We start from the raw sequence: 14332 nt of genomic DNA on the forward strand, positions 1-14332 counted from the left end.
CGGACGTCCGTCACGCCGCCGTCCGTCTGCTCGACCATCACCACCGCGTCGGCGCCGGGCGGCAGCGGCGCGCCGGTTTTTGTCCTATGGGGACCCCTCATGACACTCAGCGGAACCGAAGCGAAGCGAAGCGGGTCAGGTACGCGACGAGTACTTCGCGGCCGCGGCGACGAACTCGCTCGCCCTGGTCGCGAGGTCCGTCAGTGACCCGCTGGAGGTGAGCGAGTCACCCAGCAGCGGCGTCGCGGCGGCGACGGCGATCGAACCCGACTCGAGGAACTTCGCGACGTCGGCGAGGTGGATCCCGCCGGTCGGTACGAGCGGGATGTCCGGCATCGGCGCCCGGATCGCCCGCAGGTAGGCGACCCCGCCGACGGCGGCGACCGGGAACACCTTCACCGCGGCCGCGCCGAGACGCCAGGCCTGGTCGATCTCGGTCGGGGTCAGCGCGCCGCAGATCACCGGCAGCCCGCGTTCGTGCGCGCGCTCCAGTACCAGCGGGTTCACCGTCGGCGTGACCAGGAACGTCGCGCCCGCGTCCGCCGCGATGTCCACATCGGACGGCTCACGGACGCTCCCGGCGCCGACTTGCGAGTCGTCGCCGAGTTTCTTGCGGATGGTCGCGATCGCCTCCGGGGCTCCCGGCGTGGTCAGCGTCGCTTCGAGAACCCGGACGCCCACCGCGTGCAACACCGTGGCGGCGTCGGCGAAGCGGCTCGCGTCGACGGCCCGCAGGATCGCGACGAGCCGGTGTTCGATCAGGGTGTCCTGGAGGTCGTGCTGGATCATGCGGACGGAACCGGCGCCTTTCCAGTGTAGGTCACGCCTGCCTCGTCGAAGTCCTTGAGCGCGGCGTCCACCGTCGGCTGCGAACCGCCGACCGTGAGGTCCAGCAGCACTCGCACGGTGAAGCCCGCCTTCGCCGCGTCGAGCGCCGTCGCCCGGACACAGAAGTCAGCCGCGATGCCGACGACCTCGACCTCGGTGACGTCGCGCTCTTTCAGCCACGCTTCGAGTGTCTTGCCGTCGCGCGCGTTGCCCTCGAAACCGGAATACGCGGCGGTGTACTCGCCCTTCGAGAAGACCTCGCTGATCGGGACCACGTCGAGCGCGGGGTGGAACGACGCGCCGGAGGTGCCCGCGACGCAGTGCCGCGGCCAGCTGTCCTTGAAGTCCGGCGTCTCGCTGAAGTGATCGCCCGGGTCGATGTGGTAGTCGCGGGTGGCGACGACGTGCGCGTAGCCGCCCTCGGCGGCCCGTTTGGAGATCGCTTCGGCGGCGGCGGCGCCACCGGGCAGGCCGAGCGACCCGCCTTCGCAGAAGTCGTTCTGCACATCGACCACGATCAGGGCGGTCCCCATGTGTTGCTCCTGAATTCTCTCTAGACGAATACGGTCGGAATGGCGGGCTCTCCGTGCGAGAGCTTGAGGCCCTCCCACGGCAAGCTCACCAGTGCCCGCCGAAGCCGCTGGCGCGCGTCGTCCAGCGTGGGCAAATCATCCACCGTCCGGCCGTCCCGGACCAGCGGTATCTGCAATTCGTGGTCGTGCGGACCCTGTTCCGGTACCTCGGAGGCGGCGGTCCAGATCACCTCTTCGACGGCGGTCCCGGTGCTCCGGTGGCGCCGCAGCGCGGATTTCCGGCCACCTCGCGACTCCTTGTGCGCGCTGCGCTTGGCGACCGGTTTGCCGTCGACCTCGACGAGTTTGTAGACCATCCCGGCGGTCGGCGCGCCGGAGCCGGTGACGACCGAGGTTCCGACGCCGTACGCGTCGACCGGTTCCGCCCGCAAAGCCGCGATGGCGTGTTCGTCGAGGTCACCGGACACCACGATGCGGGTGTCCTTGGCGCCGAGTGCGTCCAGTTGCTCGCGGGCCCTGCGGGCCAGCGGGCCCACGTCGCCGGAGTCGATGCGGATCGCGCCGAGTTCGGTCCCCGCCACCCGGACGGCTGTTTCGATGCCCTTGGTGATGTCGTAGGTGTCCACCAGGAGTGTGGTGTCGGCACCCATCTTGCCCACCTGCGCGCGGAACGCCTCTTCCTCGCTGTCGTGCAGCAGCATGAACGCGTGCGCGACCGTGCCCCGCGTCGGGATCCCGTAGCGGCGCCCGGCTTCAAGGTTGGACGTCGTGGCGAAACCGGCGAGGTACGCGGCCCGCGCGGCGGCGACGGCGGCCCACTCGTGGGTGCGGCGCCCGCCCATCTCGATGATCGGCCTGCCGTGGGCGGCACCCGACATCCGCGCCGCCGCGGACGCGATCGCGCTGTCGTGGTTGAGGATCGACAGGATCAGCGTCTCCAGCACCACGGCGTCGCCGAAGGCGCCGGTGACGGTCAGGATCGGGGAGCCGGGGAAGTAGAGCTCACCCTCGGCGTAGCCGTCGATGTTCCCCGAGAAGGAGTAGTCCGCGAGCCACGAAAGCGTGGCGTCGTCGACGACGGCGGTCGCCTCCAGCTGGCTCAGTTCGGCGTCGGTGAACCGGAAGTCCGCGATCGAGTCGAGGACCCGGCCGGTGCCCGCGACGACGCCGTATCGGCGGCCGTCGGGCAGCCGACGTGCGAAGACCTCGAAGACACAGGGCCGGTCGGCGGTCTCGTCGGCGAGGGCGCTGGCCAGCATGGTCAGCTCGTAGTGGTCGGTGAGCAGCGCGGTGCCGGCGCCGGTGGCAGCCTCGGGGAAACCCATGGTTGCAGCCTATTCACCCACATGGCCGGACCTGCCAACCCATACCGGGTTGGGCCCGTGACACCATGGAGTGCATGTCCACGCCTGTCGCATCCGAGCAGACGCAGGTTGATCCACAGGGAGCGGAAGTCGTCTCTGCGGACAATCCCTGGCGGACGGTCGTCTGGAACGATCCGGTGAACCTGATGTCGTACGTGACGTACGTGTTCCAGAAGCTGTTCGGTTACAGCCGGGACCACGCGACGAAACTCATGCTCGACGTGCATCACAAGGGCAAGGCGATCGTGTCCTCCGGTTCGAAGGAGAAGGTGGAGACCGACGTGGCGAAACTGCATGCCGCCGGCCTGTGGGCCACGATGGAAAAGACTTCATGAACGGCTGGCGCCGGAAGGGCGACACCATCGTCGCGGGGTTCGAGCAGCAGGAGGCCGCGGTCCTGCGTGGTCTGGTCAGCCAGCTGGAGGACATGCTCACCGCGCGTGCCGAGGAGGCGCCGCAGGACGAGCTGGCCGAGCTGACCGGGATCCGCACCGGCCCGTCGGAGTCGCCGGACGATCCCGTCCTCTCCCGGCTGCTCCCGGACTTCCACAAACTGGACCCGGACAACCCGACCCGCGAGGACATCGACTCGGCCGCCGCGATGCGGTCGATCCACGAGCCGGAGCTGCTCGACAAGAAGGTCGGCGTCGCCAAGATCGTGCTGGACACGCTGCCGCGTGACGGCGGGGACGTGCGGCTGACGTTCGAGCAGGCCGACGCGTGGCTGGGCGCGCTGAACGACGTCCGGCTGGCGCTGGGCACCGCACTCGACGTCACCGAGGACATGCCCGACGAATTGCCCGAAGACGACCCGCGCGCGCCGCATCTGGGCGTCTACCACTGGCTCACCTGGGTGCAGGAAACCCTCATCCAGTCGCTCTCGTCATGATCACCGACGTTCCCGGGGTGCTCGTCGGGCACCATGAGCGCGTCGGTGACGGCTGGGCGACGGGGACGACGGTCGTGCTGGTTCCCGGCGGCGCCGTCGGGGCCGTCGACCAGCGCGGCGGCGCTCCCGGCACGCGGGAGACCAATCTGCTGGAGCCGGAGAACCTGGTCCAGCACGTGAACGCGATCTGCCTGTCCGGTGGGAGCGCGTACGGCCTTGCCGCGGCAGACGGCGTGATGCGCTGGCTCGCCGAACGGAACCTGGGCATCCCAGTCGGTGCCGAGCCGCACGAAGTGGTGCCGATCGTGCCCGCGGCGGTGCTGTTCGACCTGCCGCGGAGCGAGTGGGGCAACCGTCCGGACGCGTCCTTCGGCTACGCCGCCTGCGAAGCGGCCGCGACCGGACCCGTGACGCTGGGGACCGTCGGTGCCGGCGCCGGTGCGAAGGCCGGATCACTCAAAGGTGGGATCGGGACGGCCTCGGAACGGGTCGGCGAGTTCACGGTCGGCGTCGTCGCCGCGGTGAACGCCGCCGGTGAGGCCGTCGACCTCTCGACGGGACGTGCTTTCGCCGCGGATCACGAGGTCGATGGCGAGTTCGGCATCCGCTGGCCGGACCGGCCCGGCGACGTCGAGGCGAAGGCGGCCGGGCTCAACACGACCATCGGCGTGGTCGCGGTCGACGCGGCGTTGTCGAAGGCGGAGGCGCGGCGGCTCGCGGTGGCCGCGCAGGACGGCCTCGCCAGGTCGGTCCGCCCGGCACACACGATGTTCGACGGCGACACGGTCTTCGCGCTGGCCACCGGCGAACGGGAACTGCCCGGCGGCGCGGGCCCGATCGCGGCGACACGGCGGGCGGCCGTGCTGGACACACTGTGCTCGGCCGCGGCGCGGGTGTTCGCGCGGGCGATGGTGCACGGCGTGCTGAACGCCACCTCCGCCGGTGGCATGCGGGCTTACCGGGACGTGTGGCCGGAAGCACTCGCGTAACGAGGAACGGGCGCTGACGATCAAGTCGGCATGCACCATGGGGGCTCGTGGATCGTCGAGATCCACAACGACCACGTCAACACCAGTACGGGCGTCTCTCTGGTCCTCGAAGAGCTGATCGGTCTGTCCACCGAGGACGGGCGCCAGATGGCCGAGGACATTTACGAGCACGGCTCGGCCGACTTCACGCCCGTGTCGCAGGCCGAGGCGGAGCGGCTGGTCGCGGCCTTCCAGGTTCGCGGTCTCAACGCGAAGCTGCGGAAGGCCCGGCGTGCGTGACGCGGCGCGGGTGGCCCGTGAGGGCGACGGCGCCCGGATCGACATGGCGGGGAACGTGGCCGAGGTGCTGCGGTTCATCCTGACCGACTTCGCCGATGCGCTGGCCGCCGACCCCGCGGGGCCGGACGGGGTCCCCGACGACCTGCTGTTCCCGGACGCTTACCCCCGGAAGGCCGACAGCGCCGATTTCCGGGCGAGGCACGGCCAGGCCATGCGAGGCGAGGTCGCGGCCGCGGTGGCCCGCGTTCTCGCGGCCTGGCCGGGCGGGCAGGTCTTGGTTCTCGACCGGGGCGGGGTGCTCGACCTGCGTCTCACGCTCGTCCACGCCCAGGTCCGGTATCTGCGCAAGCCGCGGTGGAAGTCCGCGCCGCCGGACGAGCGTTACGCGAAGAAAGACCGCGAGGTGAAGTCCCTCTGGCTCCAGCAGCTCGAGCTCATGGTCACCGCGGTGGTCTACGTCGATCCCGGCAAGCCGATCATCTACACACTCTGAGTGGCGGCAATCTCAGAGTGTGGAAGGCGTGCGTCCAGCACCTAAGATGTGCGATGTGCTCCGGATCCGCCGTGAACTCGTCGACGAGATCGTCGCCCATGCCCGCCGTGACCATCCCGATGAGGCGTGCGGGGTGATCGCCGGTCCCGAGGGGTCGGACAGTCCCGTGCGGTACATCCCGATGCTGAACGCGGCGCGCTCGCCCACGTTCTACGAATTCGACTCGGGTGATCTGCTCAAGCTCTACCGCGAGATGGACGCCAACGACGAGGTCCCGGTGGTCATCTACCACTCGCACACCGCGACCGACGCCTACCCGTCACGCACCGATGTCTCGTACGCCTCGGAACCCGACGCGCATTACGTGCTCGTCTCCACCAAGGACCCCGATTCGCACCAGTTCCGGTCTTACCGGATCGTGGACGGGGAGATCACCGAGGAGCCCGTCGAGATCACCGGCTGAACCCGGCCCGGAATAAGCCGGGCCCGCCCGAACGTCTGCGTAGTAGAGAACCCACCGGAGGTAGAAAACCATGGCCGTGACCGTCTCCATCCCGACGATCCTGCGTACGCACACCGGCGGTGAGAAGTCCGTCGAGGCGAACGGCAAGACCGTGCTCGAGGTGATCGACGACATCGAGTCCCGCCACGGCGGCCTCAAGGCCCGCCTGGTCAAGGAAGAGAAGCTGCACCGCTTCGTCAACGTCTACGTCAACGACGAGGACGTCCGCTTCTCCGGTGGCCTTGAGGCCGAGGTCAAGGACGGCGACAGCCTGACCATCCTGCCCGCCGTGGCCGGAGGCTGATCCATGGCTCGCTTCGAGTCGCTGCTCGACACGCTCGGCGGCACCCCGCTGGTCGGTCTGCCCCGGCTTTCGCCCACCCACGACGTGCGGTTGTGGGCGAAGCTGGAAGACCGCAACCCGACCGGTTCGATCAAGGATCGCCCCGCGCTGGCGATGATCGAGGCCGCCGAGCGCGAAGGCACCCTCCGGCGCGGCTCCACGATCCTGGAGCCGACGTCGGGCAACACCGGGATCGCGCTCGCCATGGCCGCGAAGCTCAAGGGCTACGGGCTGGTTTGCGTGATGCCGGAGAACACCTCAACCGAACGCAAGCAGCTGCTGCAGGCGTACGGCGCGCGGATCGTCTTCTCGCCGGCGGCGGGCGGATCCAACGAGGCGGTGCGCCGGGCGAAGGAACTGTCCGAGGCGAACCCGGACTGGGTCATGCTCTACCAGTACGGCAACCCGGCCAATGCCGAAGCGCACTACCGCGGCACCGGGCCCGAACTGCTCAAGGACCTGCCGACGCTGACCCATTTCGTCGGCGGCCTCGGCACCACCGGCACGCTGGTCGGCGTCGGGCGGTTCCTGCACGAGGCGAAGCCGGATGTGCAGATCATCGCGGCCGAACCGCGCTACGGCGAACTGGTGTACGGCCTGCGAAACCTCGACGAGGGCTTCGTCCCGGAGCTTTACGACGCGAGTGTGCTCAACGGCCGCTTCTCCGTCGGCGCGTACGACGCGCTTCGCCGGACGCGGGAGCTTCTGGAGCACGAAGGCATCTTCGCGGGGATCTCGACCGGTGCCGTGCTGCACGCGGCACTGGCTGTCGCCGAGAAGGCCGCCGCTTCGGGCAAGCCCGCCGACGTGGCCTTCGTCGTCGCGGACGCCGGGTGGAAGTACCTCTCGACGGGCGCCTACTCCGGTTCGCTCGACGAAGCGGCCGAAAGGCTTGACGGGCAGCTCTGGGCCTGACTCACCGCCGTATGTCATGAGGGGTTTGCCGGATGTCATGAAAGGGTCTTTCAAGACGTTTTTTGTCCTGAAAGACCCTTTCATGACACGCGCTGGCACGATGGCGCCCATGAAGACCATCGGGTTGCTGGGCGGCATGAGCTGGGAATCGTCGGCCGAGTACTACCGGCTGGTCAACGAGCGTGTCCGTGAGCTGCGCGGCGGATTCCACTCCGCGCGCATCGTGCTCTACTCCGTGGACTTCGCCGTCATCGAAGCCATGCAGGCCGAAGGCCGCTGGGACGACGCCGGGCAGGAACTGAACCGCGCCGCTCGCGCCCTCGAAGCCGCCGGAGCGGACTTCGTCGTCTTGTGCACCAACACGATGCACAAGGTCGCGGATCGGCTCACCGAAGGCCTCGGCATCCCGCTGCTGCACCTCGCCGACACCACGGCAGCCGCGATCAAGGCCAGCGGCCTCCAAGGCGGCATTGAGACCGGCGGTACCAAAGGCGGCATCAAGGCGGGCGGCATCAAGCGCGTCGGGCTACTGGGCACCGGTTTCACCATGGCCCAGCCCTTCTACCGCGAACGCCTCGCCGCGCACGGGCTCGACGTCCTCGTCCCGGACGAGGCCGATCGCGAGACGGTGCACCGGATCATCTACGACGAACTCGTCCACGGCGTCGTCACCGGCGAATCACGCGAGCGGTACCGCGAGGTCATCGCGCGGATCGTCGCGGCGGGCGCGGACGGCGTCATCTACGGCTGCACCGAGATCGAACTGCTCGTCGGCCCCGAAGACAGCCCAGTGCCCACGTTCCCCACCACCAGGCTGCACGCCGAAGCCGCCGTGGACTACGCGCTCGGCAGGATCTCGCTCCCTCCCGCGACGTGACTCTCGTGCTGTGCGACGGCCTGCCGCCACAGCCTGTCCCGCTCGCCGACGGTGAACCCGCCGCGCGGCACGCCGAAGACGTCCTCGATCGCCGTCCACCAGTCGGCCGGTGACTCCAGCAGGGTTTTGCCACCCGGCAGCCGGCTCAAGGTCAGCGCGCGCAGCGAGTCGACGCCGTCGACGTCCCGGCGCTGCAGCACGAGGGTGCGGACGAACCCCGAGGTCTCCGACGTGGACAGCTCGACGTGCTTCTCGGCGAAGTCCGGCATCACGGCCGTCTCCGGCGCGAAATCCATCCCGAGGAAACTGCCCTGCGGATCGTGGTCGAACCGCCAGCCGCCGGGGGTGACCTCCGAGGCCCGCATGCGGAACACCAGCGGCCCTTGTTTGTACTCGCCTTCGAGCAGTGGGATCGGCTCGTGGATGCCGTCGCCGAGCCCCACGTCGACGAACCAGGTCGTTTCCGGGGTCTCCGCCAGCCCGGACACGGTCAGCGGCAGATGGTTGAGGTGGATCCCGGCCGGGTCGCCCGGCATCTGCGCCCCACCCGGATGCCTCGTGACCTGGTACCCGAGTGCGCTCAGCAGCGCCGAGAACGCACCGTTGAGGTGATAGCAGTAACCGCCCCGGCCGGTGACGATCCGGCCGAACGACACCGACGGATCCAGCGAGGTCACCCGGCCGAGCTGGACTTCGAAATCCTCGTACGGCACCCGTTCCACATGTGCCGCGTGCAGCCGGAAGAGCGCGTCGAGGCCCGGCGGCTCGTGCTCGAGGCCGAGTCGCGCGAGGTAGGCCGGCACGTCGACGTGCTCGGAAGCAGAGATCCCCATGCCGAAGACGGTAGCCGCCCCCACCGACAATTCAGGGTTCTCACGGAGGCGATCTCGCCGGTCGCCGTCGTAGCCTGTGGAAGTGACCACTATGCCTTCCCAGCCGGTCCCGGCGAGCGAGTCGTCCGGTACGGATCCGGCCAAACGCGTCCTGCCGTCGAACCCGAAGGCCGCCGCGATCGTGGCGCTGGCCTTCACCGCGCTGCTCTACCTGGTGGAGCTGGTCGACGTCGTGCTGCCCGCAGACCTCGACCAGGGCGGCATCCACGCCCGCGACGTCTCCGGGCTCGACGGCGTGCTCTGGGCGCCGGTGCTGCACGCCGGCTGGGGGCATCTGCTCTCCAACACCGTCCCGGTCCTGGTGTTCGCGTTCCTCGCCATGGCCGCCGGGATCGGCCGCTGGGTGCTGGTGACGGCGATCATCTGGGTGCTCTCGGGTCTCGGCGTCTGGCTCATCGCTCCGGACGACACCGTGACCGTCGGCGCGTCCGGCGTCGCCTTCGGCTGGCTCGCGTTCCTGCTGGTCAGGGGTATTTTCAACCGGGCCGTCGGGCAGATCCTGGTGGCCGTGGTGCTGCTGGGCATCTGGAGCGGGATGCTCTGGGGACTGCTTCCGGGTGATCCGGGCGTCTCGTGGCAGGGACATCTGTTCGGCGCGCTGTCCGGTGTCTTCGCGGCCTGGGTGGTGGCGCGGATGGACAAGTCCCGAGCGGGGAAGGCACCCGCGGGCGGTCCGGGTAGCCTCGCCGTGTGAGCAAGCCGAGCGCCGACGCCCCGATCGGCGTCTTCGATTCCGGGGTAGGTGGGCTTACCGTCGCCAGGACGATTCTGGAACAGCTGCCCGGTGAGCAGTTGCGCTACGTCGGCGACACCGCCCGTAACCCGTATGGTCCGCTTCCCATCGCGACGGCGCGCGAGTACGCCCTCGACGTGCTGGACGACATCGTCGAAGGCGGCGTGAAGGCGCTGGTCATCGCCTGCAACACCGCCTCCGCCGCCTGTCTTCGTGACGCCAGGGAGCGCTACGACGTCCCCGTGATCGAGGTCGTCCTCCCCGCCGCTCGCCGCGCTGTCTCCGCCACCCGCTCCGGCCGGATCGGCGTGATCGGCACCGAGGGCACCGTCCGCTCTCGCGCCTACGACGACGCTTTCGGCGCCGCTCAGGGCGTCGAGATAACCAGTGTCGCGTGCCCGCGGTTCGTGGACTTCGTCGAACGCGGCATCACCACCGGCCGCCAAGTGCTCGGGCTCGCACAGACATATCTCGAACCACTGCTCGACGCCAAGGTCGACACGCTGGTCATGGGCTGCACGCACTACCCGCTGCTGTCCGGGGTGCTGCAGATCGTCATGGGCCAGGACGTCACCCTGGTCTCCAGCGCCGAGGAGACCGCGCGTGACCTCGTGCGGGTCCTCACCGAAAACGATCTCCTCGCCGAACGCGGCACCCCGCCGAGGCATGAGTTCGTCGCCACCGGATCCGCCGAGCCGTTCACCCGGCTCGCTCAGCGGTTCATGGGTTTCGCTCCGGGTGTGCTGGCTCCCACCAGCGCGTAAATCGCCATATCCGCGCTTAAGGTGGCACAGTGCGTCTGACGATCCTCGGCTGCTGCGGCAGCATCCCCGGGCCCAACGCCGCCGCGTCCGGCTACCTGATCGAGGCGGACGGGTTCGTCCTGGGGCTGGAACTCGGCAACGGGACGCTCGCCAGGCTGCAGGCCCTGCGGGATCCGTTCGATCTCGACACGCTGATCCTTTCGCATCTGCACCCCGACCACTGCGCCGACGTCAGCGCGCTCACCGTGATGCGGCGCTATCACCCCGCGCTGCCGTATCCGGAGCGGCCGCGCCGCCTGCCGGTGTACGGGCCGTCGGACGTCCACGAGCGCCTCGCGTACGCCTACGCGGCCAATGAAGAGGAGCGGGCGACCACCGACCTCTCCGACGTCTACGACTTCCACGCGCTGCGGACCGAGCCCATGGAGATCGGGCCGTTCGAGGTCATCGCGGTCCCGGTCGACCATCCGACGCCGGCGTTCGGCCTGCGGATCTCCTACGAGGGCAAAACGCTCGCCTACACCGGGGACACCGGCGTCTGCGACACCTTGACCGACCTCGCCGGAGGCGTCGACGTACTGCTTTCCGAGGCGTCATGGACGGACTCGCCCGACCGGCCGGTTGGCGTCCACCTGTCCGGAAAGGAAGCCGGGGAACTGGGGCGCAAGGCGGGGGTGGGGCGGTTGCTGCTCACCCACGTCGCGCCGTGGACCGACCGCGGCGCCGTCCTCGCCGAGGCGGCCGTGGCCTTCCCGGCGGCGGAGCTCGTCGAGCAGGGCGCCGTCTACGACGTCTGACGCGGGGTTCTAGAGTGACGGCCGTGGCGAGAAAAGACGGCAGGAACGACGACCAGCTTCGCGACATCAAGATCACCCGGGGCTTCCAGCGGTGGCCCGCGGGCTCGGTGATGATCGAATTCGGTGACACCCGCGTGCTCTGCGCGGCGAGTGTCACCGAAGGCGTTCCCCGCTGGCGGGCCGGTTCCGGCCTCGGCTGGGTCACCGCCGAGTACGCGATGCTTCCGTCGGCGACCAACACCCGCGGCGACCGCGAGTCCATCAAGGGCCGCGTCGGCGGCCGTACGCACGAGATTTCCCGGCTGATCGGCCGGTCCCTGCGCGCCTGCATCGACCTGGCCGCGCTGGGGGAGAACACGATCGTCATCGACTGCGACGTCATCCAGGCCGACGGCGGCACCCGCACGGCCGCGGTGACCGGCGGCTACGTCGCGCTCGCCGACGCCATCACCTGGCTCGGCGCGGCCGGTCGCCTCGCCGACCCGCAGCCGATGTCGTCCTCGGTCGCCGCGGTGAGTGTCGGCGTCGTCGACGGCCGCGTGCGCCTCGACCTGCCGTACGAAGAGGACTCGCGCGCGGAGGTCGACATGAACGTCGTCGCCACCGACGCGGGCACGCTGATCGAGGTGCAGGGCACCGGTGAGGGCGCCACCTTCGCGCGGTCCACTTTGGACACCATGCTGGACATGGCGCAGGCGGGCTGCGAGGAGCTGACGCGCCTGCAGATCGAGGCGCTCGCGCTGCCGTACCCCGGCGAACTGCCCGAGCCGCGCACGGACAAGAAGAAGGGCGCGAAGTGACCAAGCTGCTTTTGGCCACCCGCAACGCGAAGAAGCTCGGAGAGCTCCGGCGCATCCTGGTGGCCGAAGGCATCGAAGGTGTCGAGGTCATCGGCCTCGCCGACGTCCCCGAGTTCCCCGAAGCGCCCGAAACCGCTCCGGACTTCGAAGGCAACGCACTCGCGAAGGCACAGGACGCGGCCGCCGCGACCGGACTCCCGGCCATCGCCGACGACTCGGGTATCGCGATCGACGCGCTCAACGGCATGCCCGGCGTGCTGTCGGCCCGCTGGTCCGGCAAGCACGGCGACGACGAGGCGAACCTGGACCTCGTGCTGGCGCAGCTGTCCGACACCCCGGACGAGCGCAGGGGTGCGGGCTTCGTCTGCGCGGCGGCGCTGGTCGTCCCCGGCGGCGACGAGACCATCGTGCGTGGGGAATGGCGCGGCTCGCTGATCCGGGAACGCCGTGGTGCCAACGGCTTCGGGTACGACCCGATCTTCGTGCCCGAGGGTGAGACGCGGACTTCGGCGGAGCTGGAACCGTCCGAAAAGGACACCGCGTCGCACCGCGGGAAGGCGTTGCGGGCGTTGGCTGGGGAGTTGCGCAAGCTGAACTCGTGAGTGATTGCCTAGGTACATGAAGGCCCCCTTCCTTGCGCTAGGCGCAAGGAAGGGGGCCTTCCTGTACTGGGGGAAGGTGTGAAGGTCGAGTTTTCTCGGCTGAGCCGAGTGAAGGGGGCCTTCACGCGCCGCCGTGGCGACTGGTGGTGCTGCTGGGGCTCGTGATGGCCTTCCCTCAAGGAGTCCTTCACCCGCCGTAGGTACCTGAAACACCCTTGGCTAGAACGACCCAGATCACTCACGAGCTTTAAAGGTCGAGGTCCCGCAGCAGTTTCGCGACGTGCCCGGTCGCCCGCACGTTGTACTGGGCCACGGCGATCTTGCCGTCGGCGTCGACGACGAACGTCGAGCGGATGACGCCTTCGTAGACCTTGCCGTAGTTCTTCTTCTCGCCGAAGGCGCTGTACGCCTTGAGGACGGTCTTCTCCGTGTCAGAGAGCAGCGGGAAGGTCAGGCCTTCCGCCTCGACGAACTTCGCGAGCTTCGCGGGCTTGTCCGGGGAGATGCCGAGCACCTGGTAGCCGGCGTCGTTGAGCTGCGCGAGGCTGTCCCGGAAGTCGCAGGCCTGCTTCGTGCAGCCCGGTGTGCCGGCGTTCGGGTAGAAGTACACGACGACCGACTTACCGCGGAAGTCACTCAGCGAGACGTCGTTGCCCTCGTGATCGGGGAGGGTGAAAGCGGGCGCGTTGTCGCCGGGGGAGAGTCGCTGCTCGGTCATGACGCACACGGTAGCGAACCGGAGGCGTCAGACCTTCCCGCAGTACTTCGCGGCGACCGGTTCCGAAGGGCTCGGCCGCACCTGTAACCGGAGCCTCACCGGCTTGTCCGGAACGGCGAACGCCAGGTTCAGGTGGACTTCCCGGCCGGGCGCCACGTCCTTGCCCGCGTCCGCGATCCCGTTGTAACCCTGCACCGCGTCGACGACCTGCTTGACCGACACGCTTTCGCCGTCGACCTCACCGGTCACGGACAGGCCGGAGAGCCGGTAGGCCGCGTCACCCGCGTTCGTCACCTCGATGCCGAAGGCCACCGCGCGCGAACTCTGCGGATACGCCGAAGCGCTGGGACGGAAGGACTTCGGCGCGGACACCGAGATCGTCACACCGGTCGCGAACCGGTGGGGCGCGGCGCCGAACGCCAGGTCGCCTTCCGCGCGTGTCGCGGCCAGCCCCTGCGCCGGGGCGTCCGCGCCGAGCACGGCCGCCCCTTTTTCCGGTGCCTGAACCCCGCACGCGGCCGCCAGCACGAGCGAGCAGGCGGCGATGAAGAGCTTCGGGGTGCGCGGGGGCGCCATGTGCGGTTACTCCAGTCGGCGGGGCGGGTAGGCCGTTCGAGGTAGGTATTAGTGCCGAAGAGTCCAGAGTGACGGTCTTCCGCAGCCGAGAGGAGCGACTCGGCCGTGTTGACGCGCACCTGGTGTACACCCGTGGCCGATCCGTGATCGGAACGGTACTGCTAGTGACAGTCGTCACCTCGGTGGCACACCGGCCACGCTCAGACGGCGAAGGCGAAGAACAGGATGAAGATGGCCAGACCCGACACCCAGGCCACGATCAGCCAGCCGAAATCGCGCATCGGGTCGACCGCGCGGCTCTCCTCGCCAGGGACGTAGACGCCGCGTTCTTCGAACCAGTCCACCCACCGGGTCATCCAGCGAAAGGGGCTTCGAGACGCCATGGCGGTAACAGTACGGGCACGGTGAGCCAGGTCAGCCAGGGAGGCGCCGCCCGA

21 protein-coding genes and 1 pseudogene are annotated in these 14332 nt (G+C 69.2%); 14 read left to right on the forward strand and 8 right to left on the reverse strand.

What is annotated here, in order from left to right; genetic code table 11:
- The 4 genes and pseudogenes from AB0M65_RS24070 to AB0M65_RS24085 form a co-directional block, all read right to left on the reverse strand.
- Positions 1-89, reverse strand: a pseudogene (locus tag AB0M65_RS24070) (hypothetical protein); the annotation flags it as partial.
- 46 nt (positions 90-135) lie between these two features.
- A complete protein-coding gene (locus tag AB0M65_RS24075; RefSeq protein WP_364031467.1) occupies positions 136-789 on the reverse strand; it encodes a bifunctional 4-hydroxy-2-oxoglutarate aldolase/2-dehydro-3-deoxy-phosphogluconate aldolase in 654 nt (217 codons plus the stop codon).
- Entirely contained in the window at positions 786-1361 is a 576-nt protein-coding gene (locus AB0M65_RS24080) for an isochorismatase family protein (protein ID WP_364031470.1), read from the reverse strand. The genes AB0M65_RS24075 and AB0M65_RS24080 overlap by 4 nt, the downstream gene beginning before the upstream one ends.
- Positions 1362-1381: 20 nt before the next feature.
- Entirely contained in the window at positions 1382-2686 is a 1305-nt protein-coding gene (locus tag AB0M65_RS24085) for a nicotinate phosphoribosyltransferase (protein ID WP_364031473.1), read from the reverse strand.
- 74 nt (positions 2687-2760) lie between these two features.
- Here AB0M65_RS24085 and clpS point away from each other — a divergent pair, with 74 nt between their 5' ends.
- The 9 genes from clpS (at position 2761) to AB0M65_RS24130 (ending at position 8012) form a co-directional block, all read left to right on the forward strand.
- Complete coding sequence (clpS, locus tag AB0M65_RS24090) at positions 2761-3060, forward strand: ATP-dependent Clp protease adapter ClpS (protein WP_364031476.1); 300 nt, start codon at positions 2761-2763, stop codon at positions 3058-3060.
- A complete protein-coding gene (locus tag AB0M65_RS24095) occupies positions 3057-3614 on the forward strand; it encodes a DUF2017 domain-containing protein (protein WP_364031479.1) in 558 nt (185 codons plus the stop codon). Before clpS ends, AB0M65_RS24095 begins: the two co-directional genes overlap by 4 nt.
- Complete coding sequence (locus tag AB0M65_RS24100; protein ID WP_364031482.1) at positions 3611-4603, forward strand: P1 family peptidase; 993 nt, start codon at positions 3611-3613, stop codon at positions 4601-4603. The genes AB0M65_RS24095 and AB0M65_RS24100 overlap by 4 nt, the downstream gene beginning before the upstream one ends.
- 30 nt (positions 4604-4633) lie before the next feature.
- The gene (locus tag AB0M65_RS24105) at positions 4634-4882 is read left to right on the forward strand and encodes an ATP-dependent Clp protease adaptor ClpS (RefSeq protein WP_364031485.1); all 249 of its coding nucleotides are present in this window, start codon (positions 4634-4636) and stop codon (positions 4880-4882) included.
- The gene (locus AB0M65_RS24110) at positions 4875-5375 is read left to right on the forward strand and encodes a hypothetical protein (RefSeq protein WP_364031488.1); all 501 of its coding nucleotides are present in this window, start codon (positions 4875-4877) and stop codon (positions 5373-5375) included. Before AB0M65_RS24105 ends, AB0M65_RS24110 begins: the two co-directional genes overlap by 8 nt.
- A 55-nt stretch (positions 5376-5430) precedes the next feature.
- A complete protein-coding gene (locus AB0M65_RS24115; protein WP_364031566.1) occupies positions 5431-5838 on the forward strand; it encodes a M67 family metallopeptidase in 408 nt (135 codons plus the stop codon).
- Positions 5839-5908: 70 nt separating this feature from the next.
- Entirely contained in the window at positions 5909-6181 is a 273-nt protein-coding gene (locus AB0M65_RS24120; protein WP_364031491.1) for a MoaD/ThiS family protein, read from the forward strand.
- A gap of 3 nt (positions 6182-6184) precedes the next feature.
- Positions 6185-7135 (forward strand): cysteine synthase, encoded by a 951-nt coding sequence (locus AB0M65_RS24125; protein WP_364031494.1) that lies wholly within the window; start codon positions 6185-6187, stop codon positions 7133-7135.
- A gap of 109 nt (positions 7136-7244) precedes the next feature.
- A complete protein-coding gene (locus AB0M65_RS24130; RefSeq protein WP_364031497.1) occupies positions 7245-8012 on the forward strand; it encodes an aspartate/glutamate racemase family protein in 768 nt (255 codons plus the stop codon).
- On the opposite strand, the gene AB0M65_RS24135 is transcribed toward AB0M65_RS24130, so the two are convergent.
- Positions 7973-8845: an arylamine N-acetyltransferase gene (locus AB0M65_RS24135; RefSeq protein WP_364031500.1), complete on the reverse strand. Its 873-nt coding sequence runs from the start codon at positions 8843-8845 to the stop codon at positions 7973-7975. The genes AB0M65_RS24130 and AB0M65_RS24135 overlap by 40 nt on opposite strands.
- A gap of 91 nt (positions 8846-8936) precedes the next feature.
- On the opposite strand from AB0M65_RS24135, the gene AB0M65_RS24140 reads away from it, so the two are divergent.
- From AB0M65_RS24140 to rdgB, 5 genes are read left to right on the forward strand one after another with little or no spacing between them, the layout of a single operon-like run.
- Entirely contained in the window at positions 8937-9599 is a 663-nt protein-coding gene (locus AB0M65_RS24140; RefSeq protein ID WP_364031569.1) for a rhomboid family intramembrane serine protease, read from the forward strand.
- Positions 9596-10402: a glutamate racemase gene (gene murI / locus AB0M65_RS24145; RefSeq protein WP_364031503.1), complete on the forward strand. Its 807-nt coding sequence runs from the start codon at positions 9596-9598 to the stop codon at positions 10400-10402. The genes AB0M65_RS24140 and murI overlap by 4 nt, the downstream gene beginning before the upstream one ends.
- A gap of 29 nt (positions 10403-10431) precedes the next feature.
- Positions 10432-11199, forward strand: coding sequence for an MBL fold metallo-hydrolase (locus AB0M65_RS24150; protein ID WP_364031506.1), 768 nt, complete (start codon positions 10432-10434; stop codon positions 11197-11199).
- 23 nt (positions 11200-11222) lie between these two features.
- Entirely contained in the window at positions 11223-11999 is a 777-nt protein-coding gene (gene rph, locus AB0M65_RS24155; protein WP_364031509.1) for a ribonuclease PH, read from the forward strand.
- Positions 11996-12601: an RdgB/HAM1 family non-canonical purine NTP pyrophosphatase gene (gene rdgB / locus AB0M65_RS24160; protein ID WP_364031512.1), complete on the forward strand. Its 606-nt coding sequence runs from the start codon at positions 11996-11998 to the stop codon at positions 12599-12601. The genes rph and rdgB overlap by 4 nt, the downstream gene beginning before the upstream one ends.
- 247 nt (positions 12602-12848) lie before the next feature.
- On the opposite strand, the gene bcp is transcribed toward rdgB, so the two are convergent.
- From bcp to AB0M65_RS24175, 3 genes are all read right to left on the reverse strand, one after another.
- Entirely contained in the window at positions 12849-13319 is a 471-nt protein-coding gene (bcp, locus tag AB0M65_RS24165) for a thioredoxin-dependent thiol peroxidase (protein WP_364031515.1), read from the reverse strand.
- 27 nt (positions 13320-13346) lie between these two features.
- Positions 13347-13895: a hypothetical protein gene (locus AB0M65_RS24170; protein WP_364031518.1), complete on the reverse strand. Its 549-nt coding sequence runs from the start codon at positions 13893-13895 to the stop codon at positions 13347-13349.
- Positions 13896-14095: 200 nt separating this feature from the next.
- A complete protein-coding gene (locus AB0M65_RS24175) occupies positions 14096-14278 on the reverse strand; it encodes a hypothetical protein (RefSeq protein WP_101610178.1) in 183 nt (60 codons plus the stop codon).
- Positions 14279-14332 lie beyond the last annotated feature (54 nt).

It is taken from the genome of Amycolatopsis sp. NPDC051071, from assembly GCF_040682875.1.
Classification (GTDB): domain Bacteria; phylum Actinomycetota; class Actinomycetes; order Mycobacteriales; family Pseudonocardiaceae; genus Amycolatopsis.